This is a genomic window from Mesorhizobium sp. CA4, from assembly GCF_020165075.1.
Taxonomy (GTDB): domain Bacteria; phylum Pseudomonadota; class Alphaproteobacteria; order Rhizobiales; family Rhizobiaceae; genus Mesorhizobium.
Genome location: NZ_JAIUHK010000003.1, coordinates 169,221 through 192,665 on the forward strand (window position 1 = coordinate 169,221; position 23,445 = coordinate 192,665).

At 64.7% G+C, this 23,445-nt stretch carries 25 protein-coding genes; 24 read left to right on the forward strand and 1 reads right to left on the reverse strand.

Annotated features, from left to right (window positions below):
- Positions 1-13: 13 nt before the first annotated feature.
- Positions 14-889, reverse strand: a complete 876-nt coding sequence (motA, locus tag LB528_RS03820; protein WP_224543321.1) for a flagellar motor stator protein MotA — start codon at positions 887-889, stop codon at positions 14-16.
- Positions 890-1,036: 147 nt separating this feature from the next.
- Between motA and LB528_RS03825 the strand changes: the two genes are divergently transcribed.
- The 24 genes from LB528_RS03825 to LB528_RS03940 all read left to right on the forward strand — a co-directional run bounded on the left by LB528_RS03825 (position 1,037) and on the right by LB528_RS03940 (position 23,437).
- Entirely contained in the window at positions 1,037-2,158 is a 1,122-nt protein-coding gene (locus LB528_RS03825; protein ID WP_224713899.1) for a DUF1217 domain-containing protein, read from the forward strand.
- A gap of 7 nt (positions 2,159-2,165) precedes the next feature.
- Positions 2,166-2,888 (forward strand): flagellar basal-body rod protein FlgF, encoded by a 723-nt coding sequence (gene flgF, locus LB528_RS03830; RefSeq protein ID WP_224713900.1) that lies wholly within the window; start codon positions 2,166-2,168, stop codon positions 2,886-2,888.
- 4 nt (positions 2,889-2,892) lie between these two features.
- Entirely contained in the window at positions 2,893-4,299 is a 1,407-nt protein-coding gene (fliI, locus tag LB528_RS03835) for a flagellar protein export ATPase FliI (RefSeq protein WP_224713901.1), read from the forward strand.
- Positions 4,280-4,999, forward strand: a complete 720-nt coding sequence (locus LB528_RS03840; RefSeq protein WP_224713902.1) for a hypothetical protein — start codon at positions 4,280-4,282, stop codon at positions 4,997-4,999. Before fliI ends, LB528_RS03840 begins: the two co-directional genes overlap by 20 nt.
- A 195-nt stretch (positions 5,000-5,194) precedes the next feature.
- Entirely contained in the window at positions 5,195-5,575 is a 381-nt protein-coding gene (flgB, locus tag LB528_RS03845) for a flagellar basal body rod protein FlgB (RefSeq protein ID WP_140542872.1), read from the forward strand.
- Positions 5,576-5,577: 2 nt separating this feature from the next.
- Positions 5,578-5,994, forward strand: coding sequence for a flagellar basal body rod protein FlgC (flgC, locus tag LB528_RS03850; protein WP_095766383.1), 417 nt, complete (start codon positions 5,578-5,580; stop codon positions 5,992-5,994).
- The gene (locus tag LB528_RS03855) at positions 5,994-6,323 is read left to right on the forward strand and encodes a flagellar hook-basal body complex protein FliE (protein WP_095766382.1); all 330 of its coding nucleotides are present in this window, start codon (positions 5,994-5,996) and stop codon (positions 6,321-6,323) included. The genes flgC and LB528_RS03855 overlap by 1 nt, the downstream gene beginning before the upstream one ends.
- Before the next feature lie 4 nt (positions 6,324-6,327).
- Positions 6,328-7,116 carry a flagellar basal-body rod protein FlgG gene (gene flgG / locus LB528_RS03860; protein ID WP_224603445.1) on the forward strand — a complete coding sequence of 263 codons (789 nt, stop codon included), beginning with the start codon at positions 6,328-6,330 and terminating at the stop codon, positions 7,114-7,116.
- A 6-nt stretch (positions 7,117-7,122) separates the two neighbouring features.
- Entirely contained in the window at positions 7,123-7,644 is a 522-nt protein-coding gene (flgA, locus tag LB528_RS03865; protein WP_224713903.1) for a flagellar basal body P-ring formation chaperone FlgA, read from the forward strand.
- Positions 7,645-7,793: 149 nt separating this feature from the next.
- Complete coding sequence (locus tag LB528_RS03870) at positions 7,794-8,882, forward strand: flagellar basal body P-ring protein FlgI (RefSeq protein ID WP_224603773.1); 1,089 nt, start codon at positions 7,794-7,796, stop codon at positions 8,880-8,882.
- Between the two features lie 2 nt (positions 8,883-8,884).
- Positions 8,885-9,496: a MotE family protein gene (locus LB528_RS03875; protein ID WP_411908996.1), complete on the forward strand. Its 612-nt coding sequence runs from the start codon at positions 8,885-8,887 to the stop codon at positions 9,494-9,496.
- The gene (gene flgH / locus LB528_RS03880; RefSeq protein WP_140842054.1) at positions 9,493-10,197 is read left to right on the forward strand and encodes a flagellar basal body L-ring protein FlgH; all 705 of its coding nucleotides are present in this window, start codon (positions 9,493-9,495) and stop codon (positions 10,195-10,197) included. The genes LB528_RS03875 and flgH overlap by 4 nt, the downstream gene beginning before the upstream one ends.
- 18 nt (positions 10,198-10,215) lie before the next feature.
- Positions 10,216-10,710: a flagellar basal body-associated protein FliL gene (gene fliL / locus LB528_RS03885; protein WP_224707840.1), complete on the forward strand. Its 495-nt coding sequence runs from the start codon at positions 10,216-10,218 to the stop codon at positions 10,708-10,710.
- Positions 10,707-11,438 carry a flagellar type III secretion system pore protein FliP gene (gene fliP / locus LB528_RS03890; protein ID WP_095766375.1) on the forward strand — a complete coding sequence of 244 codons (732 nt, stop codon included), beginning with the start codon at positions 10,707-10,709 and terminating at the stop codon, positions 11,436-11,438. The genes fliL and fliP overlap by 4 nt, the downstream gene beginning before the upstream one ends.
- A 249-nt stretch (positions 11,439-11,687) precedes the next feature.
- Positions 11,688-12,674: a flagellin gene (locus tag LB528_RS03895; protein WP_224514468.1), complete on the forward strand. Its 987-nt coding sequence runs from the start codon at positions 11,688-11,690 to the stop codon at positions 12,672-12,674.
- A gap of 257 nt (positions 12,675-12,931) precedes the next feature.
- A complete protein-coding gene (locus LB528_RS03900) occupies positions 12,932-14,002 on the forward strand; it encodes a flagellin (protein ID WP_224514470.1) in 1,071 nt (356 codons plus the stop codon).
- A 173-nt stretch (positions 14,003-14,175) separates the two neighbouring features.
- Entirely contained in the window at positions 14,176-15,822 is a 1,647-nt protein-coding gene (fliF, locus tag LB528_RS03905) for a flagellar basal-body MS-ring/collar protein FliF (RefSeq protein WP_224514472.1), read from the forward strand.
- A 3-nt stretch (positions 15,823-15,825) separates the two neighbouring features.
- Complete coding sequence (locus LB528_RS03910; RefSeq protein WP_224713904.1) at positions 15,826-16,452, forward strand: hypothetical protein; 627 nt, start codon at positions 15,826-15,828, stop codon at positions 16,450-16,452.
- Positions 16,449-17,867, forward strand: a complete 1,419-nt coding sequence (locus tag LB528_RS03915; RefSeq protein ID WP_224713905.1) for a MotB family protein — start codon at positions 16,449-16,451, stop codon at positions 17,865-17,867. Before LB528_RS03910 ends, LB528_RS03915 begins: the two co-directional genes overlap by 4 nt.
- Positions 17,864-19,330, forward strand: a complete 1,467-nt coding sequence (locus tag LB528_RS03920; protein WP_224713906.1) for a chemotaxis protein MotC — start codon at positions 17,864-17,866, stop codon at positions 19,328-19,330. Before LB528_RS03915 ends, LB528_RS03920 begins: the two co-directional genes overlap by 4 nt.
- Positions 19,327-20,682 carry a flagellar hook-length control protein FliK gene (locus LB528_RS03925; protein ID WP_224713907.1) on the forward strand — a complete coding sequence of 452 codons (1,356 nt, stop codon included), beginning with the start codon at positions 19,327-19,329 and terminating at the stop codon, positions 20,680-20,682. Before LB528_RS03920 ends, LB528_RS03925 begins: the two co-directional genes overlap by 4 nt.
- The gene (locus LB528_RS03930) at positions 20,669-21,202 is read left to right on the forward strand and encodes a transglycosylase SLT domain-containing protein (RefSeq protein ID WP_224514593.1); all 534 of its coding nucleotides are present in this window, start codon (positions 20,669-20,671) and stop codon (positions 21,200-21,202) included. Before LB528_RS03925 ends, LB528_RS03930 begins: the two co-directional genes overlap by 14 nt.
- A gap of 220 nt (positions 21,203-21,422) precedes the next feature.
- Positions 21,423-22,091 (forward strand): response regulator transcription factor, encoded by a 669-nt coding sequence (locus tag LB528_RS03935; protein ID WP_224514477.1) that lies wholly within the window; start codon positions 21,423-21,425, stop codon positions 22,089-22,091.
- 89 nt (positions 22,092-22,180) lie between these two features.
- Positions 22,181-23,437 carry a flagellar hook protein FlgE gene (locus LB528_RS03940; RefSeq protein WP_224713908.1) on the forward strand — a complete coding sequence of 419 codons (1,257 nt, stop codon included), beginning with the start codon at positions 22,181-22,183 and terminating at the stop codon, positions 23,435-23,437.
- Positions 23,438-23,445: the final 8 nt, after the last annotated feature.

Here is a 23,445-nt window from a genome sequence, read left to right on the forward strand (position 1 = left end):
CGCTGCTGCATGCTCAGGCCGCCTTCTTCTCGGCGCTGCCGGTGTTCATTGTGCTCTGCTCGACGGCATCGATCGTCGGACGCTCGTAGGAGGATATGGTTTTGCGGCCGAATTCGATCGCCACCTGCGGCAGGGCGCCATTCATATACGCAAGCAGCGTCTGTTTGACGATGATGTAGAGGCGGTTCTTCTTTTCGCGCACAGTCTTGATCTTGGTGGCGACCGGACCGACCACCGCATAGGACAGAAAGATGCCGAGGAAGGTTCCGACGAGTGCCGCGCCGATCAGGCCGCCGAGGATCTCCGGCGACTGGTCCAGCGCGCCCATCGCCTTCACCACGCCGAGCACGGCCGCGACGATGCCCAGCGCCGGCAGGCCGTCGCCGACCGCGACCATCGCGTGGTAGGCCTTCAGCTTGTCGGTACGGATCGTCTGGATCTCCTCGTCCATCAGCGCCTCGATCTCATGCGAGCGGGCGTTGCCGATGATGATGATGCGGCAGTAGTCGCAGATGAAATGGGTCAGGTCGTGGTTCTTCAGCACGGTCGGAAAGGCCTGGAAGATGGCCGACTCCTCCGGATTGTCGATATGCGCCTCGACCTCGCTGCGCGACTTCGAGCGCAGCTCGCGCATCAGGCTGTGCAGGACGCCCAGCGTCTCGAGGTAGTCGCGCTCCTTCGGCACCGCCTGTTTGAAGGCTTCGAGAATGCCCTTGCCGGTATCCTTGACCGTCTTCATCGGATTGGCGACGAGAAAGGTGCCGAGCGCCGCGCCGCAGATCACCACCGCTTCCCACGGCTGCAGCAGCACATGCAGATGGCCGCCCATGGCCATGAAGCCGCCGAGAACGCAGCCGAGCGTCACCACAAGTCCGATCAGAATGCCCACGACAGGTCCTTCCGCATGTCACATCGTGGATCAGGGATAGTCCCCGTGCCTTGTGTGAGGCTTGAATCGAGGCAGCGAACGCGATTCAGCTTCGCGCAAGGAAGTGACGCTATTGTGCGGGGATAGCTTCGGCCGGAGGCATGCCCTTTGCTTAGCACCTACATCAGCTACCAGTTGATCGCCAAAGACATCCCTAAGTCTATCGCCCGCATCGAGCAGCAGCCGAAGGTCGATCGCGATACCCAATACTATCTGGCCAACATCACCAAGGTGAAATCGATCGACGATTTCGTCAACAACGACCGCCTGTTCAAATACGCCATGAAGGCCTACGGGCTGGAGAACATGGACTATGCCAAGGCCTTTATGGTCAAGGCGCTGAAGGAAGGCGTCTCCAATCCCGACAGCTTCGCCAACAAGCTGACCGACAAGCGCTACGCCCAATTCGTCCGCGCGTTCAACTTCGCGGCGGATGGCGCCGATGCGACGGTCTACAATCCGGCGCAGCAGCCGGTCACGAAGAACTACGTAATGCAGGCTGAGATCGCCGGTCTCGACCCGGATTCGGACTATGTGAAGGGCGAGACGACATATTATCTCGCCAACATCACCAAGGTGAAATCGGTCGACGACCTGATGTCGAACGACCGGCTCTACACCTACGCGCTGGCCGCCTTCGGTCTCGACTCCGCGACCGAAGACAAGGACCTGATCAAGCAGGTCCTTGGGGGCGGCGTGCGCGATCCGGACAGCGTCGCCAACAAGCAGACCAACAAGGCCTATGCCGGGCTGGCTGCGGCCCTCAACTTCGAGCAGTACGGCGCAAATGCCACCACCTATGTGCCGGCGCAGCAGCCGACCGTCGACAAATACCTGCGCCAGACCTTGGAAGAGGACGCCGGCCAGACCAACGAGGGCGTGCGGCTGGCGCTCTATTTCCAGCGCAAGGCGCCGGACATCACCAGCTGGTACGACGTGCTGGCCGACACCGCTTTGGCCAGCGTGGCGCGGACCGCGCTCGGCCTGCCCGATTCCTTCGCTACCGCCGACGTCGACAAGCAGGCGCAGCTGTTCGAGCAGAAGCTCGACATCAAGGACTTCACCGACCCCGACAAGCTCAGCAAATTCCTGACCCGCTTCACCAGCATGTACGAGATCAACCATCCCACTTCGACGGCGGTGACGTCGGTCAGCGTGCTCTTCGCGCAACCGACCAGTGTCGGCATATCCACCGATTTGATGATGGCCATGCAGCAGTTGAAGTTCTGAGAAGATCATGCAGGACAGTCTTTACGTCGCCCTTTCCTCGCAGATCGCGCTCGAGCGCCGTCTCGACACCATCGCCGACAACGTCGCCAACGCCTCGACCATCGGCTTTCGCGCCACCGGCGTGAAATTCGAGGATATGGTTTCGGGTACCGGGCCGAAGTCGGTTTCCTTCGCCTCCTCCGGCAAGACCTATCTTTCCGGCGCGCATGGCGCGCTGACCGAAACCGGCAACCCGTTCGACTTCGCCGTCCAGGGCGACGCCTGGTTCGCCATCGAGACGCCCGCCGGCACGGTGATGACGCGCGACGGCCGCTTCTCCATGAACGAGAACGGCGAATTGATGTCGATCGAAGGCTACCCCGTCCTGGACGGCGGCGGCGCCCCGATCCAGCTCGATCCGCGCAACGGCCCGCCCAAGGCAGGCGCCGACGGCTCGCTCAGACAGAACGATCAACTGGTCGGCGCGATCGGCCTCTACAATTTCGACCCCGGCGAGAATTTCGTCCGCTATGGCAATTCGGGTGTCGTTCCGGCGCGCACGCCCGAACCCGTCACCGACCGCTCGGACGTCGGTATCGCCCAAGGGTTTCTGGAAGAGTCGAACGTCAACCCGGTGCTGGAAATGACTCGGCTGATCCAGGTGCAGCGCGCTTTCGAGAACACGGCGGCGCTGATGCGGCAGGCCGATTCCTCCACCGACGACGCGATCAAGACGCTCGGCTCGAAGTGACGGCATGACGACCGGCTCGTCCCTGTTGCGCGCTTCCGACAGCCCGGCGGCCACCGAACGGACCGACAGGCTGGCCGCGCTCGAACGCGTCTGGCGGCGGTTCGACGATCCGCAGGCGCTGCTTTCACGCGGCGGCCGCGTCGCCGAGATATCGCCGACGCATTACAAGGTCCGCGGCCTGTCCGGGATTGCCAGGCTCGGCGACATCGTCGAGCAGCGCGGCAAGGCCGGCGCACGCCGCGGCGAGATCGTCAAGATCGGCAGCGACGAGGTGGTGGTCGCGCCTTTCGAACGCAGCGCCGACGCCGGCATCGGCGACGTCGTTTTCCGCCGCGGCCCGCTCGCGGTCGCACCGCATGTCTCCTGGCGCGGGCGCGCCATCGATGCCTTGACGCGGGTCATAGACGGCGGACCGCCGCTGATCAGGCCGAATGCCGCCGGTGCTGCGGACGGGGCGACACCCGGCGCCTTGGCACGTCAGCGCGTCGGCACCGGCTTCCTCACCGGCGTCAGGGTCATAGACATCTTCACGCCGCTCTGCTTCGGCCAGCGGCTCGGCATCTTCGCCGGCTCCGGCGTCGGCAAGTCGACGCTGCTTGCGATGCTGGCCGGCGCCGAGGCCTTCGATACGGTGGTCGTGGCGCTGATCGGCGAGCGCGGCCGCGAGGTGCGCGAATTCCTCGAGGATACGATCGGCGCCCAGAGCATGGCCAAGACCGTCGCCGTCGTCGCCACCAGCGATGAAAGCGCCATGATGCGCCGGCGCGCGCCCGACACCGCCATGTGCGTGGCAGAGCATTTCCGCGACCAGGGCCATCGCGTGCTGCTGGTGCTGGATTCCATCACCCGCTTCGCCCATGCGCTGCGTGAGGTGGCGACGGGAACCGGCGAGCCGCCGGTCGCGCGCGGCTATCCGGCCTCGGTGTTCACCGACCTGCCGAAGCTGCTCGAGCGAGCCGGGCCGGGGGCCGAAGGCAAGGGTTCGATCACCGCCATCATTTCCGTGCTGGTCGACGGCGACGACCATAACGATCCGGTCGCCGATTCGGTGCGCGGCATCCTCGACGGCCATGTCGTGCTCGACCGCGCACTTGCCGAGCAGGGTCGTTATCCGCCGGTCAATCCGCTGTCGTCGATCTCGCGCCTCGCCGACAAGGCTTGGAGCGCGGAGCAGCGCATGCTGGTGACCAGGCTGAAATCGATGATCGCGCGCTTCGAGGACACGCGCGACATCCGTCTGCTGGGCGCTTACCAGAGCGGCGCCGATGCCGAGCTCGACATCGCGGTGCGCCAGGTGCCACTGATCTATGAGGCGCTCACGCAATCGCCGAGAGACCGCGCATCGGCCGATCCGTTCGCCGACCTCGCCCGCCACCTCAAGGGGAAGCTGAATGGCGATCAAGGAGACTGAGCTCCAATACACCGAGCGCATGTTGCGCGACATGCTTGCCGAGGCAGCCGAGAGGGCCGAGGCCGACGCGGCCCGAACTGCCAAGGACAGGGCCGCGCGCATCACCGCCGAGGCCGCCGATGTCGCGCAGGCCAGCCGCGATTCCTTGCTCGACGGCCTTTTCCCCCGCACCGAGTGGCCGGGGCCGCCGAAAACCCAGTTCCCGCGCCTGGCCGACAAGAGCGCCGACCGCCGCAGCGATTTCGTCATTGCCGCGCTTGGCATCACGCTCGGCCTGATCTGCGCGCTGTTTCCCTGGTACATCTTCTTCAACCAGGAACAGTTCGGCGTTCAGGCCATCAAGTTCGGCGGCAGTGGCAGCAACTCCGGGCGCGAGGGCGGCGGCGTCGTGGCCGAACGCAGCGGGCCGCTGACGGCCAAGGACGTTCCCAATGCCGATATCGACCTCTTTGCTACCGGAACGGTTGAGGACGACCCTGCGCCACCGCCCGGGGACCAGCCCTTCCCCGCCGCCGTATCGGAATTCAAGATGGTGCATGTCGCCAATGGCCGCGCCATGATCGAGGACGATACCGGTCTGTGGCTCGTCCAGCGCGGCTCCGTCCTGCCGGATTCCAGCCGCGTCGCCTCGATCGAGCAGCGCGGCGGCAAATGGGTGATCGTCACCAGCGCCGATAAGGTGATCCAGCTCTCGAAGTAGCCGCTAGAGCATGATGCCGAAAAGTGTGAAGCGGTTTTCGGACGACGTCGTGCTCTATTCGTTGATTTAGAAGCGGATTCAGATTTCAGGTCCATAGACCTGAAATCATACGGCTCCAGGGCGCAAGCCCACCCCGCGCAAGGTCCACGCAAGACTGGCCGCCTAGTCTTGCGCGTACTTGCCCGGGAGATTCCCATGGAACCCGTAAATCTTTTCGATCTCGCCACGCGGCAGTCGCAATGGCTGGCCGTGCGCCAGTCGGCGATTGCCTCCAACATCGCCAATGCCAACACGCCCGGCTACACCGCCAATGACGTCGAGCCCTTCGAAAAGGTCCTCGACCGGACCGCGGTGACGCTTGCCGCCACGCAGACTGGCCACCTTGGCGCCGAAAGGGCCAATGCCGGCTTCAACGTCAAGCCCGAGGACCCTGACGGCGCGATCATGCCCTCGAAGAACACCGTGGTTCTCGAACAGGAGTTGATGAAAGCCGGTGAGGTCCGCCGCTCCTTCGAGCTCAACACGGCGATCGTCAAGGCCTTCCACTCGATGATGACGATGGTGGTGAAGAGCTGATCATGGATGCCCTGACTGCAGCCCTCAAAGTCGCGGCATCCGGCCTTGGCGCCCAGTCCGAGCGGCTGCGCGTGGTCTCGGAAAACCTCGCCAACGCCCAGTCGACCGGCAGCACGCCCGGCGCCGATCCCTATCGCCGCAAGACCATCACCTTCCAGTCCGAGGTCGACCGCGCAACCGGCGGCTCGCTGGTGGAAGTCAACGCGATCTCCCGCGATCCTTCGGACTTCCCGATCGAATTCCAGCCCGGCAACGAAGCCGCCGACGCCAAAGGGTACGTCAAGATGCCCAATGTCAACACATTGGTCGAAATGGCCGACATGAGCGAGGCGAACCGCTCCTATGAAGCCAACCTGCAGGTCATCAAGCAGGCTCGCGATCTGATTTCCATGACCATCGACCTGATGAGGAACCAGTAATGATCGGCGGTATCGGGGCAATACAATTCAAGACGGCGGTTGACGGCGCGGAGCAGGCGTCACCGAACCTGCTGCAGGGCGGCGTCGGAACGCAGACCGGCGAAAGCGTCGGCAGCAGCTTCGCCGAGGTGCTCAGCCAAGCGGCGACGAAGACCGTCAACACCCTGCAGGGCGCCGAGCAGATGTCGATACAGGCCCTGAAGGGCGACGCCGATACGCGCCAGGTCGTCGATGCGGTGCTGAGCGCCCAGCAGGCGCTGCAGACCACCATCGCGATCCGCGACAAGGTCGTCTCGGCCTATCTCGAAATCAGCCGCATGAGTATCTAGCGTCATGAAAGCCCTTGCCATCGCCGCCACCGGCATGAATGCCCAGCAGACCAACTTGGAAGTCATCGCCAACAACATCGCCAACATCAACACCACCGGCTACAAGCGGGCGCGGGCCGAATTCTCCGACCTGCTCTACCAGGTCGACCGCACCCAAGGGGTGCCCAACCGTTCCAACACCTCGCTGGTGCCGGAAGGCGTCTCGATCGGTCTTGGCGTCAAGACGACGGCGGTGCGCAACGTCCACACGCAAGGCGAGCTGACCAGCACCGGCAACAGCTTCGACCTGGCGTTGACCGGCAGGGGCTGGTTCCAGATCGAGGGCGCCGATGGAGCCACGCTCTACAGCCGCGCCGGCGCCTTCAACACCAACGCCACCGGGCAGCTCGTGACGGTCGACGGCGCCAATGTCGTTCCGGCCATCTCCGTGCCGACCGACGCGGTCGAGGTGATCGTCAACAAGACAGGCCAGGTCTTTGCTCGCATCCAGGGCCAGACCGACCTCCAGCTGCTCGGCCAGCTTCAGATCGCCAACTTCGCCAACGAGGCGGGCCTGGCGCCGCTCGGCGACAACCTCTTCCAGGAAACGGCCGCCTCAGGCCCGGCCAATGTGGGCGTCCCCGGCGATCCGGGCTTCGCCACGATCCAGCAGGGCTATCTCGAATCCTCCAACGTCGATCCGGTGAAGGAAATCACCGAGCTGATTTCGGCGCAGCGCGCCTACGAAATGAATTCCAAGGTCATCCAGGCCGCCGACGACATGGCCTCGGTGGTCTCCAAGAACATCAGGTAACGGATGATGGCCTGGCCGATCTCCTCCGCGCTCCGTCGCGCCGTGCTGGCCACCGCCCTGGTGGCCGCCGGCACGCCGGCTTTGGCGCAGGACCCGACCGGCCAGTCGGCAAACCAGATCGCCGCCGGCCAGGCCGTCGGCGAGGCCGTGCTGATCCCCAACCGGGTCATCTATCCCGGCGAGACCATCGAGCCCGCCTCGCTCAAGCAGGTGACGCTCATCCCCGGCAAGCACAAGCCGGACGGCATGGCGACGCGCTCGGAGGAGCTTCAGGGCAAGGTTGCCAAGCGCACGCTGCTGCCCGGCCGCTACATCCCGGTGACTGCCATCCGCGACGCCTGGCTGGTCGAGCAGGGCGCTTCCGTGCAGGTCTATTTCACCGCCGGCTCGCTCACCATTTCAGCCGCCGGCGTCACGCTGCAGCCAGGTGCTGCCGGTGACCAGATCAAGATCCGCAACACCGACAGCGGCAAGATCATCTCGGGCACGGTGATGGCCGACGGCACCATCAAGGTCGGCGCTTCGTGATGCGCGCCTTTGTTCTTCTGCTGAGCGCCGCCATTAGTCTGCAGCCGGCATTGGCGGATGGGCTGACGCCCAAGGCCAAGCGGGAGCTCGCGCAGAAAAACGGCGGTGTCTACGACGATCCGGAATACGATCCGGCCACCACCCAGCGCATGTTCCGGGTCTCGACCGGGCCAAGCACGCTGCCGCCCGGCCAGGTCGCGGCGCGCATCAAGGACATCGCCCAGCTGCAGAGCGCGCGCGACAACCAGCTCGTCGGCTATGGCCTGGTCATCGGCCTCGCCGGAACCGGCGACAGCCTGCGCAACTCACCGTTCACCGAACAGTCGATCCGGGCCATGCTGGAGAATCTAGGCATTGCCACCGAAGACGGCCGAGCGCGCGCCAAGAACGTGGCGGCCGTCATCGTCACCGCCAACATGCCGCCCTTCGTCCAGTCGGGCAGCCGAATCGACATCGACGTCTCCTCGATGGGCGACGCCACCTCGCTCGCCGGCGGCACGCTGGTGATGACGCCGCTGAAGGCGGCCGACGGCGAAATCTATGCCGTCGGGCAGGGCTCGGTGATCGTCGGCGGTTTCACCGCCCAGGGCCAGGCCGAGCAGTTGACGCAAGGCGTGCCGACCGCCGGCCGCGTGCCGAACGGCGCCATCGTCGAGCGCTCGGTGCCGGCCGAGTTCGATGACCAGGGCGTGTTGACGCTGCAATTGCGCAATCCCGATTTCTCGACCGCCATCCGCATCGCCGACGCCATCAACGACTACACCTCGCAGCGCTTCGGGATGCGGGTCGCCGCCGAACGCGATGCCCGCACGGTGCAGATCAGGCGGCCGAGGAATGTCTCGGCCGCGCGTTTTTATGCCGAGATCGAAAATCTCGTCGTCGAATCCGACGCCCCTGCCCGCGTCGTCATCGACGAGCGCACCGGCACCATCGTCATCGGCAGCAATGTCAGGATCTCGCGCGTGGCGATCAGCCACGGCACCCTCACCGTGCGCATCACCGAAGCGCCGAAGGTGGTTCAGCCGGAACCCTTCTCCAGGGGTCACACCGCCGTCGAGCCCTTCACCGCCATCGAGGCGAGCCGGCCTGACGCCCGCGTTGCCGTGCTCGACGGTCCCGACCTCGAAACGCTGGTCTCGGGCCTCAATCGCCTCGGCGTGAAGCCCGACGGCATCATCGCCATCCTGCAAGGCATCAAATCGGCCGGCGCCTTGCAGGCCGATCTGGTTCTCCAATAGGCATGCCGATGATCGCGCTTTCCTCCCCAACACCCCGCCGTCACCTGAGCTTCCGGGCCATCGCAGCAATGGTTGCTCTGCTTGGCGGCACCGCTGCCCATGCGGACGAGGTACGACAGGTGTTGCCGGGCGGTCAGGCGCCGGTTCAGCCGGCACAGCTCACACATGAAAACGCGCCGCTTCAGCCGGCTGCGCTCGCAGGCGGCAAGGCGCCGGACGAAAGCGAGATCCAGCGCTTCTGCTCCAACATCGCGGATGCCGCGCGCGACCGCCGCTACGCTCTCCAGGCCGAGGAATTGAAGCAGCTGCAGGCCGGCATCGACGAGCGTATGAAAGCACTGGAGGCGAAGCGGGCAGAATACGAGGAATGGCTGAAGCGCCGCGAGGTGTTCCTGGCGCGTGCCGAGGACGGCGTCGTCAAGATCTATGCCGGCATGAAGCCCGATGCCGCCGCCGAACGTCTGGCGATGGTCAACGCCGAGCTCGCGGCGGCCATCCTGATGAAGCTCGATTCGCGCAAGGCCGGCGTCATCCTGAACGAAATGGACCAGAAGGCGGCGGCGACGCTCACCGGCATCATGGCCAGCGCGGCGCGAAGGGTTGATCCGTCATGAAGTTGAAATTGCTGGCCCTGATCGCCCTCGCCACCCTGGCCGGCTGCGGTACCGATCTCAGGGAGGTCGGCAGGGAGCCCGCTTTGTCGCCGGTCGGCTCCGGCATCGGCGAAGGCGGTTCCGGCCCTTACAGCTACCCTGAGCCGCCTGCCTCCCGGCCGAAGAAATTCTCGCTGTGGGACGATCGCCAGAGCCGGCTCTTTACCGATCCGCGCGCGCTGCGCGCCGGCGACATCCTGACCGTCAACATCAGGCTCAACGACAAGGCCAATTTCAAGAACCAGAACGACCGCAGCCGCACCGCCGCGCGCAAGCTTGGCTATGACATCAATCTCGGATGGGAAAAGGCAAGCACCAGCGGCAAGGGCGACGCCGGCCTGAGCTCCAGCACCGAGACCAATGCCGATGGGGAGATCAAACGTTCGGAAAACCTCGAGCTCAATGTCGCCGCCGTTGTCACAGACGTGCTGCCCAACGGCAATCTGATGATCAGGGGCTCGCAGGAGGTCCGCGTCAATTACGAGCTTCGGGTGTTGACCATCGCCGGCATGGTCCGTCCGTCCGACATCGGCGCGGAAAACACCATCCCCTACGAGCGCATCGCCGAGGCGCGCATTTCCTATGGCGGCCGTGGCCGTGTGAGCGAGGTCCAGCAGCCGGCCTATGGCCAGCAGATCCTCGACCAAGTGCTTCCCTTCTAGGACCGGGAGAGCGCTGCCGTGGCAAATGTCGAGCAAGTCCAGCCCAAGAAGGGACCTTCCCTGGCGATCCAGCTCGCCATGCTGTTGGCTATGACCGGCGCGGCCGTCGGTATGGGTTGGCTTTCCGGCGGCTATCTCCAGCAAGGCGAAACGCCGGCAGCGGTGCCCGCGGCGCCGGAGAACGCCGGCGCCGCGGAAAAACCCGCCGAAGGCGGCAAGGCGGGCGCCGGGCCAGCGCTGGTGCAGCTGGCGCCGATCACCACCAATCTCGCCTCGCCGTCGGAAGTCTGGATCCGGCTGGAGGCGTCGCTGCTCTACGATGCTCCGCAGCCGCAGGAAGTGACCGAGCAGATCCACCAGGACCTGCTTGCCTATGTGCGCACCCTCAAGCTGCATCAGATCGAAGGCGCCAGCGGCTACCAGCATCTCAAGGCCGATCTCGAGGAGCGCGCGGCGCTGCGCAGCGGCGGCCACGTCAAACAGGTTCTCGTCAGGACGATGCTGCTCGAATGAGAAAGTTCCTCATAGCCACGGCGCTCATCGTCGTCACCACGTCCGTCGCCGCGGCCCAGCAGCTCGATCTTGGCGGCATCGGCAAGGCCGACGGCACGACCGTCGGCTATCTGATTCAGATGTTCGGCCTGCTCACAGTGCTCTCGGTGGCCCCGGGGCTTTTGATCATGGTGACGAGCTTCACCCGCTTTGTCATCGCCTTCTCGATCCTGCGCGCCGGCATCGGCCTGCAATCGACGCCGGCCAATCTGATCCTGATCTCGCTGTCGCTGTTCATGACCTTCTATGTCATGGCGCCGACTTTCGACCAGGCCTGGAACACCGGCGTGAAGCCGCTGATGGACAACCAGATCACGCAGGGCGAGGCGTTCGAGAAAATCTCCGGCCCGTTCCGCGACTTCATGCTGCACAATGTGCGCGACAAGGATTTCGACCTCTTCGCTGACCTCGCCCGGGAGCGCGGCCAGACCGTCTCGCGCGAGACCGTCGACCTGCGCATACTGGTGCCGGCCTTCATGATATCGGAGATCCGACGCGGCTTCGAGATCGGCTTCCTGATCGTCCTGCCCTTCCTCGTCATCGATCTGATCGTTGCCACCGTCACCATGGCCATGGGCATGATGATGCTGCCGCCGACGGTGGTATCGCTGCCGTTCAAGATCCTGTTTTTCGTGCTGATCGACGGCTGGAACCTTCTGGTCGGCAGCCTGGTGCGATCCTTCACCTGATCGTTCCTGCCGGACCGCGCGCAGGCGTGTCGCCTCACCTCTCGACGGCTTGAGGAACGTGCACGCAAGTCTTCCAACATTATTTTCGATTAACCGTCCGATTTAGGTCTTTGGTAGGGACTTCCCGCCATAGTCGCTCGCAGATGGCGGGTGACCCGACTGAGCGGTCATTGGCATGATGCCGCACCGTCATACCGGACATGCCGGTATGTAAAAAAAAATCCGTGTAAAAAATAGGTACGAGTAACCATGGCCAGTATCATGACCAATGCCTCGGCGCTGACCGCGCTGCAGAGCTTGAACGCCACCCAGAAGAACCTCGACACCACCCAGGCCCGCATCTCGACGGGTTATCGCGTCTCGCAGGCTTCCGACAACGCCGCTTACTGGTCGATCGCCACCACGATGCGCTCCGACAACCAGGCCATGTCCACCGTCTCGGACGCGCTCGGCCTCGGCGCCTCGAAGGTCGATACCGCCTACACCGGCATGGACAGTGCGATCTCGACCATCAACCAGATCCAGCAGAAGCTGACCGCTTCCTACGGCCAGACCGATGCTTCCAAGGAAAAGACCCAGGTCGAAATCGCCGCTCTTCAGAACCAATTGAAGGCCTATGCCGACGGCGCCACCTTCTCCGGCACCAACATGCTGTCGGTCTCGACGGCTTCGGGCACGGCGGCGGACGTCAAGATCGTATCGGCCTTCAACCGCGGCGCCACCGGCGCGGTTTCGATCTCGACGATCGACGTCAACGTGGAAAGCATCAAGCTTTATGACTCGGGCGCTGCCCCGACCGCGAAGGGCATCCTCGACACAGAGCGCCTCGGCACCACCGGCGCCGCTGTCACCACGGCCTCGGCCCCGACTCTGGGCGCTGCTGCCGCCGCCACCGACACTTACTCGGTCGCCGGCCTGAAGATCTTCTCCGGCACCACCGCTGCAAGCGACACTCAGATCCAGGCGATGATGAACGTCGTCGACGCCGCGCTGAAGGACATGACCAACGCCGCCACCAAGCTCGGCGCCGCCAAGAGCTCCATCAACCTGCAGAAGACCTTCACCTCGAGCCTGATGGACTCCATCGATCGCGGCGTCGGCCAGCTCGTCGATGCCGACATGAACAAGGAATCGACCCGCCTCCAGGCGCTGCAGGTTCAGCAGCAGCTCGGCGTCCAGGCGCTGTCGATCGCCAACGGCTCGTCGCAGTCGATCCTGTCGCTCTTCCGCGGCTGATCGCTCTATACTGACCGGACCAAAGCATCGGGCCGCGCCAAAAGCGCGGCCCGATTTGCGTTTGCTCAAGCCTCGCGCAACGCTCGTTCCTTAACTTCTCCGAAGCCTACTTTTAACAGGCCATTAACCATATCGCGCTAGCTATGGTTAACCAATCACTTAGGTTGTCGAGTCGGCCCGACCGGCGCGATCGCAACCGATGGGCAGGTCGAGACCCGGCCTGTGTGGCATGCCGGCTTTGAGAAGGAGCGAGTTTCTTGGCGAGCATCATGACGAACGCTGCGGCGTTGACTGCACTTCAAAGCCTCAACGCCACCAACAAATCGCTCGAGCAGACGCAGGCCCGGATCTCGACCGGCTACCGGGTCTCCGAGGCCTCCGACAACGCCGCTTACTGGTCGATCGCCACAACCATGCGCTCCGATAACTCGGCGCTGTCGACCGTGCAGGATGCGCTCGGCCTCGGCGCCTCGAAGGTCGACACCGCCTATACCGGCATGAACAACGTCCTTTCGACGATCGGCCAGATCAAGACCAAGCTTTTGTCGGCTGTCGGCCAATCGGGTGCCAACAAGGCCAAGACGCAGACCGAAATCACCACGCTGCAGGCGCAGATGAAATCCTTCGCCGACGCCGCCACCTTCTCCGGCTCGAATTATCTTTCGGTGACGTCCAAGCAGGTCGCGGCCGCCAATGACGGCGTCCAGCCCGACGCCCAGATCGTCTCCTCGTTCAATCGCTCCTCGTCCGGCGCCATTTCGCTCGGCACCATCGACATCAATGTCGAGAGCACCAAACTGTTCGATTCCGGCCTCGCGACGGCCGTCAAGAACCAGGGCATTCTCGATCGCAAGACTTCGATCTATTCCACCGCCGCGGACCAGTCCGCATATGATGCCGCTTACGCGGCCTCGATCGCCGGCGGCGCCACCGACATCGCCGCCAACACCGCGGGCCAGGGCGCTGTGTCGGGCACGCCCGTCAAGATCGACAACGTCTCCGCCTTCAATCTCGACATCACGGCAACGGGCGTGACCGACGACATCATCACGCAGATGGTCACCAAGATCGACAACGTCATGAGTCAGCTTACTGACGCCGCCACCGTGCTCGGCGCCGCCAAGAGCTCGATCGACCTGCAGAAGACGTTCACGCAGAGCCTGATGGACTCTATCGACCGCGGCGTCGGCCAGCTCGTCGATGCCGACATGAACAAGGAATCGACCCGCCTCCAGGCGCTGCAGGTGCAGCAGCAGCTCGGCATCCAGTCGCTGTCGATCGCCAACAGCTCCTCGCAGTCGATCCTGGCGCTGTTCAAGAACGGCTAAGCGGCAGAAATATATTGACCCGCGAAGGGCCGCGCCTCGGGCACGGCCCTTTTCGTTCTCGATAAGACGCCGGATGCACGCTTTGCTGGACCTTCGGTGGCAGGCCTATCATCCTCGCACAAGCTTCGCGGTCTAGTCTTCCGGCGGACAGTCATGCTGGGAGCGGTTGAATCGTGCCGGAACAGATCCAGAGCATCATCGCGAATTTGAAGAGCTTCGGCGTGAGGCGTCTGGCGCTCATGGGCGGCATCGCGGCCCTGGTCATGGCCGTCATCGGCATCGCGTCGGTCTATCTCAATCGTCCGGCCTATGAGACGCTCTATGTCGGCCTCGAGCGTTCCGACGTCAATCAGATCGGCCTGGTGCTGGCCGACGCCGGCATCGGCTTCGATGTCGGCTCCGACGGCACATCCGTGCTGGTGCCGGCCGGCACCACCGCGCAGGCGCGCATGCTGCTTGCCGAGAAAGGCCTGCCGACCAGCGCCAATGCCGGCTACGAGCTGTTCGACAATGTCGGCTCGCTCGGCCTCACCTCCTTTATGCAGCAGATCACCCGCGTGCGCGCGCTTGAAGGCGAGATCGCGCGCACCATCCAGTCGATTTCCGGCGTCAAGGCGGCGCGCGTCCACATCGTCATGTCGGAGCGCGCCAATTTCCGCCGCGACGAGCAGCAGCCCTCCGCCTCGGTGGTTATCCGCTATGCCGGCAACGATGCCGAAAAGAGCGCGATGTCGATCCGCCACCTCGTCGCCGCGGCTGTTCCGGGCCTCTCGGCCGACAAGGTCACCGTGCTCGATTCCAACGGCAACCTGCTGGCCGCCGGCGACGATCCTTCCAACACGAGCGCCGCGCGCACGCTCGGCGTCGAGCAGACGGTCGAGGCGCAGATCGGCGACAATATCCGCCGCGCCCTCACACCCTATCTCGGTCCGGACAATTTCCGCGCCAGCGTGAAGGCCGACGTCAACACTGACAGCCGCCAGACGGAGGAGACGATCTTCGATCCGAACTCACGCGTCGAGCGTTCGGTGCAATCGGTGAAGACAAACGAGGCCAGCAACCAGAAGCAGGCTTCGACCCCGACCAGCGTCGAGCAGAACCTGCCCGAGACGCAGACGACGACCACCGAGGGACCACAATCCACCTCGCAGAACGATCGCAAGGAAGAGATCACCAATTACGAGATCAATTCCAAGAAGATCGCGACCGTTTCGAACGGCTACACGGTCAACAAGATGTCGATCGCGGTCGTCGTCAACCAGGATCGCCTGAAGACCATCCTCGGCAAGGATGCGACCCCGGAGCAGATCGCCAAGCGCGTCGCCGATATCCAGAAGATGGTCGCCTCGGCGACCGGGTTCGACGACAAGCGCGGCGACATCATCGACGTGTCGGCGGTCGAGTTCATCAACGGCCTCGACGGAGAGCCGATCGACCAGCCTGGCATCCTTGCCTCGATCGGCACCTATACCGGCACGCTGATCAATGCCGGCGCCTTCATCGTCGTCGTCTTCCTGGTTGCCTTCTTCGGCCTGAAGCCGATGGCCGCAGCGCTGACGGCGTCGGCGAAGCCCGCTGCCATTGCCGGTCCGAGCTTCGACGACGTGCAGCGTTCCCTGCCGATGCCCGACGCACCCGTCGCCGCGATCACCGCCGAGACCCCAGCCGGCGCGCGCGCCGGCGCAACCCCGCTCGACGACCTGCGCCAGAAAATCCGGCCGGCGCCGCAGGAGCGGCTTGCCCGCATGGTCGATCTCAACGAGGAGCGCACCGCGCAGATCCTGCGCAAATGGGCTGCCGCCCCGGAAGCCGTGGGGTAGGCCATGGCTTCGGCAGCCCTCTTCGATCTCCTGCCCGATTTCGGGTCGCGGACCTCGGCAGCCAGCCAGGTGCCGAAGGATCGCGATGTCCAGCATATGCCGGCCGCGCCGGCGCCGCAGGCCGATATCGGCGCGCTGATCGCCGAGGCTGTGGCCGACGCGGAGACAGCGCTCGAGGCACGCCTTGCGCTTTCCCATCAGGCGGCGCTCGACGCCGAGCGCCAGGCCAATGATGAAGCGGCGAGAGCATTCCTTGAAAGCTTCGGCGGCGACGTCGGCACGGCCATCGCCACGCGCATCGAAGCCATGGAGCGGCGCGTTGCCGAGCTTGCCGGCGCGACCGTCGCCCGCATCGTCGGCGGCCTTCTCAGCGACGACCTTCAGCAACGTTCGCTGCAAGCGCTTTCGCGCGTGATTGGCGCCGCGGTTGCCGACAGCGAGGCCGTGCGTATCGGTGTCCGGGGACCGCTCTCGCTGTTCGAGCCGCTGAAAGAGGCGCTCGGATCCCGCGCCGCCAATCTCGACTTCACCGAGGCGCCGGGCTTCGACCTGACCGTCACCATTGACGAAACGGTGTTCGAGACGCGTATCGCCGAGTGGTCGGCGTCCTTGTCGGAGGTCCTGTCATGAGCGCCGTCGAGCATGCCGACCCCCGGCACGAAATCATCATCGTCAAGCGCAATCACGACGGTCATGACGACGCTCACCATGGTGGCGTGTGGAAGATCGCCTTCGCCGACTTCATGACGGCGATGATGTGCTTCTTCCTCGTCATGTGGCTGATCAACGCCGCCAACGAGCAGACCAAGGCAGCCGTCGCCAGCTATTTCAACCCGGTCGAGCTGATCGATCGCAACTCCAGCCGTAAGGGCCTGGAAGACCTCGGCGACGGCCCGAGCAAGGTCGGGCTGACCGCAGACAACCCGCAGCAGGGCGCGACCAAGGCGGGCGATGACGGCAAGGGCGGCGCCGGTTCCTCCGAACGCCGGCAGACGAAGGCCGGGGCGCAGGATGCCCAGCTCTCCGATGAAAAGCTGTTTGCCGATCCCTACGCGGTGCTGGCGGAGATCGCCGCCGATACGGGCGTGATGCAGAACGTCAGCGCCAAGGGCGAAGGCGGCGCCCAGGCGGCGGGTCCGGCGACTGGCGCGTCCGGCGGCGAATCCTATCGCGATCCGTTCGCACCGGATTTCTGGTCGCAGCAGGTGGCGGCGCCCGGCGCCGAGGCCACCGCCGAACGCGCCAAGATCGAAGGCAATCCGGTCAGGCCCGGCGAGAAGGTCGCCACCGTCGCGGTGCCGAAGGTGAAGGCCGTTTCGGCCGCTCCTGCGCTGACGGCTGCGCCGCTGGAGCCGCTGGCAAGCCCGGAAAAGACCAACGCCAAGAGCGGGGCAAAAGCTGCGCAAGGCGACGCCGGGAAGCTGGCGGGCGAAGCAGGCAAGACCGAGAAAGCCCAAACCGGGAAAGCTGAAGCGGACAAGCGCGAGGCTGCAGCGGCCGACAGCAAAGCCGAAACCGCGAAGGCGGAAAAGGCCGAACCCGAGCAGACCACCGACAAAGGTGACAAGGCGCCAAGCAAAGCCGCTCTACAGGCAGCCGCGGATATCAAGAAGGAACTCGCCAAGGCATTCCTGCCGGGCGAAAAGCTGGCCGACGGCGTCTCGGTCGAGGCGACCGACAAGGGTGTCGTCATTTCGATCACAGATCAGCTGGATTTCGGCATGTTCGAGATCGGCTCGGCCATGCCGCGCCGTGAGCTGGTGCTGGCGATGGAAAAGATCGGCCATATCATCAACCAGAAGAAAGGCACCATCACCATCAGCGGCCACACCGACGCGCGGCCGTTCCGCAGCGACACTTACGACAACTGGCGGCTGTCCACCGCGCGCGCTCATTCAGCCTATTACATGCTGGTGCGCGGCGGCGTCGACGAAAGCCGCATCGCCGAGGTCGCGGGCTTCGCCGACCGGCAGCCCAAGATCGCCTCCGATCCGATGGCGGCCGCGAACCGGCGTATCGAAATCCTGATGACGGCCGGCGGATGAAGGGCAGGAGCGTCATCGGCGGCGCGGTAGCGCTGCTATTGCTTGCGGCAGGCTCGCCGGCGGCCTTCGCGCAGGACGCGCTGCAGCCCTATCAGCTGGTGCGTTCGCTGCAGCTGATCCAGGACCGCATTGCCGGCGGTGATCACGCCGCGTTGCCGATGCAGGCGAAGCTCCTCGAAATGATCGACGCCCGAATGCGCAACGCCGATGCCGAGGATTTCAAGGAGCCGAAGAATTTCCGCGCCTTGCTCGCGTATGGCATGAGCGGCGGCAATCCGGTGACGGTCGCGGCGGCGGCTTCGCGCGCGACGACCGACCCGCAAAGCCTCGCCATTGCTAAGGGCGTCGTCGCCTATCTGAACGGCCGGCCGGCCGAGGCGATCGAAATGCTGAGGCCGATCGATCCGATGGGCGTGCCCGCCGACCTCGGCGCCTTCCTGGCGTTGGTCAAGGGTTCGCTGCTTGCGACCGACGACCCGGCGGCAGCGCTGACGCTGCTCGACGAGGCGCGCCTGCTCAGCCCCGGCACGCTGGTCGAGGAGGCTGCGCTCCGCCGCTCCGTCGGCATCGCGGCCGCGCAAGGCGACGCCGCCCGCTTCGCGCTGGCCTCGACCCAATATGTCGCGTCCTATCTCTATTCGCCCTACGCCAGCCAGTTCGCCGACGCCTTCGTTTCCGGCGTCATCACGCTGCACATGGCGATCAGTCAGGACAAGATCGCCGACATCACCTCGATGATGGATCCCGAGCGCGAGAAGGTGATCTACCTGCGCATCGCGCGCCGCGCCGCGATAGACGGCATGACGGAGCTCTCGGCTTTCGCCTCTGCCAAGGCGGAGCTGGGCCGCAACGGCAATGGCAACCAGGACGACTCGCGCACCCAGCTCTATTCGAGCCTCTCCACCATGACGTCGGCCAATGTCGACGAAGTGCGTGCCAAGCTCGGCAAAATTGATCGTGGCAAGCTTTCGCAAGGCGACCGCGACCTGCTCGACGCCGCACAGGCGGTCGCGGGCGAAGTGATTGCGCCGGTGAAAGCGGCCCCGAAAGCCGACGCTGCACCGGCAACCGTCGCAAAAGGCCAGGATGCGAAATCCGCGACGGAAGCCTCGGCCGATCCGGCCAATGCGAACTTGCCTGCGGTGGAAGGAGCGATGCCCGACCAGCCAGCGGTCGCGGCACGCGATCCGGCGGTCGCGGCACGCGATCCGGCGGTTGCAGTGACCGATCCGGTGGTCGCGCCGGGTGATCAAGCGAAAGACGCGCAGCCCTCCGTCCCGCGGCCGGCGCAAACATCGGCTGAAACGCCGCCGGCCGCTCCAGCGCCGATCGACGCCGCGCCGGTGGTGCAGGCATCCGCGCCGGCGGCGCCCGAAGCGCAAGACCCGATCGATACGGCGGTGACCAGCACGCGCCGTCAGCTCGACCAGATCGACCAACTCCTCGGAGCAGCCCCCAAATGACCAGCGTCAACCAGACCTTGCCGGGCTTTGCTTCGACCCAGCCCCGCCAGCAAGCCGCCGGCGGCAAGGACAACGATCAGAATTTCGGCGAGATGGTGCAAGGGACGGAGAAGCCCGATCGGCCACAGGACAAACCGGCGACCGGGCTCGTATTGCCGGACCCACATCCCGCAAAGCGTTCATCGGCCGACAACGGCAATCAGGAGCCCGATCACGACGCGCGGGCTAAAACCGGCTCGCAGAAAGCAACCGCGGGAAAGTCTGCCAAGACCACCGCCCAGACACATCAAGCGAAGCCGACGACGGACAAAGATTCCACGGCGCAAGCCGATGATTCCGCGCCGCTGCGAGACCGCCTGCCGTTGCTGATGGCGCTGAGCGACATGAAGCATTTCGCGCAGTCGTCGAGCGCGGGCGGCAACGGTTCCACCGACGGTGACGATGACGCCGGCAAGCGCGGATCGCTCGAATTGCCGCTGCGCCCGGGCAAGCGCGCAGCGATCGACGGTTCCGCCGAGCCGCAGTCGCGATCCGTCCGTTCGACGGCGGCTGAAGATCACGGGCCTGACTTCGGGCAGAAGCCGGTGAAGGGCGACGTGGCTCTCGACATGCCGGGCCGCATTGGTAGCAAAATCGTGCCGGCTCAAGGGAACGAACCGCAGGCCGACAGCGCGGTATCGCCGCAAGGCTGGCGGCCGGCTTCCGCTTCCAAGGCTTCACAATCGGCCACGCAGCAGACACCGGGCAAGCCGTCTTCTTCCGCCGCACGCATGGAAGTTGTCAGCCAGCAGAGCTTCCCGGCGCCGGCGCAAAACCCGATCGGCCAGACGGCATCGGCGCTGGTTGAAGCGCTTGCCTCCGACAGGGGCGTTCAGCAAGCCTTCACAAGCGCCTCGGCAGGCTTGCAGACGACCCATTCTGTTGCCGTTCCGACACATGTGCTGAAGATCGAGCTCCATCCTTCGGAGCTCGGATCCGTCACCGCCAGCCTGCGGCTCTCAGGCGAGCAACTTTCGATTGAGATGAAGCCCGAGACACACGAGGCATACCGCCGTCTCACCGCCGACAGCGACGCCATCGTCAAGTCCATGCGCAGCCTCGGCTTCGACATCGACAAGGTTACGATCCTGCAACCTTCGATAGCAGCACATGCGGCCGGCCGCGCCGACGCAAGCGGTGGCATGCCGATGTCGGCAGGCCGCGACCAGCCTTCGTTCCAGCCCGAGAACTCGGGCGGCAACGGCGCGGGCGGCGACCGGCAACCGGGAAGGAACGACGGCAGTGGCGCACAGGAATTCGCTCGTCCCGCTTCGCCTCTTCGCGAGCGTGCTGACGACGATATATATATCTAGTTTCGCCGTCGGCACGGCCGCCGCCACCGCCAACCCTTGCGAGCCGGAGATCCTGCGCGCCGCCGACCGCTACGGCGTGCCGGCCGGCATCCTCTATGCGGTCGGCTTGACGGAGACCGGAAAGAAAGGCAGCCTTCAGCCTAACGCTTTGAATATAGAAGGAAAAGCCGTCTTTCCTCACAGCCGCACCGAAGCGCTCGCCACATTCGAAAATGCGCGTCGCGAGGGCAAGACGCTGATCGACCTCGGCTGCATGCAGATCAACCATCGCTATCACGGCGCGCAGTTCCGCAGCGTCGAGGACATGCTCGACCCGCATCAGAATGTCGACTACGCGGCGCGCTTCCTGGTGAGGCTGCATGCCCGGCATATGACCTGGTCGATGGCCGTCGCCCGCTATCATGCCGGCCCCGACAACGACCCGGCGCAGAAGGTCTATGTCTGCCGTGTCATCGCCAACATGGTCGCCACCGGCTTCGGCAAATGGACGCCGAATGCCAGCGCTTTCTGCAATCAATAGTTGCTAAACTTCGGACGCCGGTCGACCGTCGCCGGCATACTCGCCGGCGCCAATATCGTCAGCCGGCAGTTCGGCGCGAACACCTGCAGAACCGCCTTTATTACGGTCCCCCAAAAACTCCCAAGAAAATAGTTACAAGAAATGATGGTTTTTCAGGATTCGCCGAGCCGGGTACCCCTTTCCGCACGGGGCAAGTGATTTTGATTCGGAGGGCGGGCCGATGATCGTGATCGTTGACGAGCGGGAGCTCGTGACAGAGGGCTACTCTTCACTTTTCGATCGCGAGGGAGTGGCCACAGCCGGCTTCGCGCCAGGCGAATTCGGCGAATGGGTGAGTTCCGCCGCCGACACCGATCTCAGATCCGTCAGGGCCTTTCTCATCGGCGACTGCCGCGAGGGCGCGATATCGCCGCGTCAGATCCGCGACCGCACCGGCGCGCCGGTGATCGCGCTCAGCGAGCATCACTCGCTCGAACATACGCTGCGGCTGTTCGAAAGCGGCGTCGACGATGTCGTTCGCAAGCCCGTCCATATCCGCGAGATTCTTGCCCGCATCACCGCCATCCGCCGCCGCGGCTCCGAAGAGGCCGCCTACACCGAAGTCGGGTCGATGCGCATCTTCATGGACGGCCGCGATCCGGAGATCGACGGCGAGCCGCTGCCGCTGCCGCGGCGCGAGCGGCGCATCCTGGAATATCTGGCCAGCAACCGCGGCCGGCGCGTGACCAAGACGCAGGTCTTCAACGCCATCTACGGCATCTTCGACGAAGAGGTCGAGGAGAACGTGGTGGAGAGCCACATCTCGAAGCTGCGCAAGAAACTGCGCGAGAAGCTCGGTCACGATCCCATCGATTCCAAGAGGTTCCTCGGCTACCGGCTGGTGTTTTGATGGCCGCAAGGCACGTCTCGCGCCAGCCTCGCGCAAGACACGAGGCCTAATTTCATGGCCTGCTACCAAGGCACTGCGGAGATCCATCGATGAGCCTCTACGGAATGATGCGGACCGGCGTTTCCGGTATGAACGCGCAGGCCAACCGCCTCTCCGCGGTGGCCGACAACATCGCCAACTCCGACACCACCGGCTACAAGCGCTCTTCGGCAGAGTTCTCGACACTGATTATGCCCGGCACCGGGGGCGCTTATAATTCCGGTGGCGTGACGACGACGATCCGCTCGGCCGTCAGCACGCAAGGCGTCATGACCTACACCACCTCGGTGTCCGACCTTGCCGTCAACGGCGACGGCTTCTTCGTCGTCCAGGATGCCGGCGGCACGCCCTATCTCACCCGCGCCGGCTCCTTCGTTCCGGACGCGCAGGGCCGGTTGGTCAATGCCGCCGGTTACCAACTCATGGCCTACAGCTACGCCAATGGCGACCCGGCCGCGACCGCCAACGGCTTCGAAGGCCTCGTGCCGGTGCAGATCTCCGATCAGCAGATGACGGCGACGCCGAGCACCGAGGGCCTCTTCTCCGGCAACCTGCCGGCGGGCGCCACCCCGGTCGCGGCCGGCAGCCTGCCCTCCACCAACAGCGCTTCGGCGCAATATACGTCGAAGACCTCGCTGGTTGCCTATGACAACCTGGGCAACAAGAAGCTGCTCGACGTCTATTTTACCAACACCGGCGCCGGCACCTGGGAAGTCTCGGTCTTCGATCAGTCGAAGGCGACCGCAGGCACCTCTTTCCCCTATACCGGCGGTGCGCTGGGATCGGCCAACCTCACCTTCGACACCACGACGGGCAAGCTTGCCGGCACGCCGGACAGCGTCTCGTTCACGGTGCCGGGCGGCTCGACGCTGGACCTCGATCTCTCCCAGCTGACGCAGCTCGGCACCGGCTTCACGGTCGCCGACGCCAAGCTCAACGGCAACGCCCCGAGCTCCATCCAGAAGGTCCAGATTGGCCAGGACGGCGTCATTTACGCGCAGTTCGCGGACGGCTCGACCAAGGCGCTTTACAAGATCCCGCTGGCGGACGTTCAGAGCCCCGACAACCTCACCGCAATGCCCGGCAACGTCTATGTGCAGAGCACCGATTCCGGCGCCGTCCACATCGGCTTTGCCAATGAAGGCAAGCTCGGCTCAATCGTCTCCGGCGCCCTTGAAAACTCCAATGTCGATATCGCCGAGGAACTGACCAACATGATTGCGGCGCAGCGCAGCTACACCGCCAACTCCAAGGTCTTCCAGACCGGTTCGGACCTGATGGACGTCCTCGTCAATCTGAAGAGATAAACGACGGG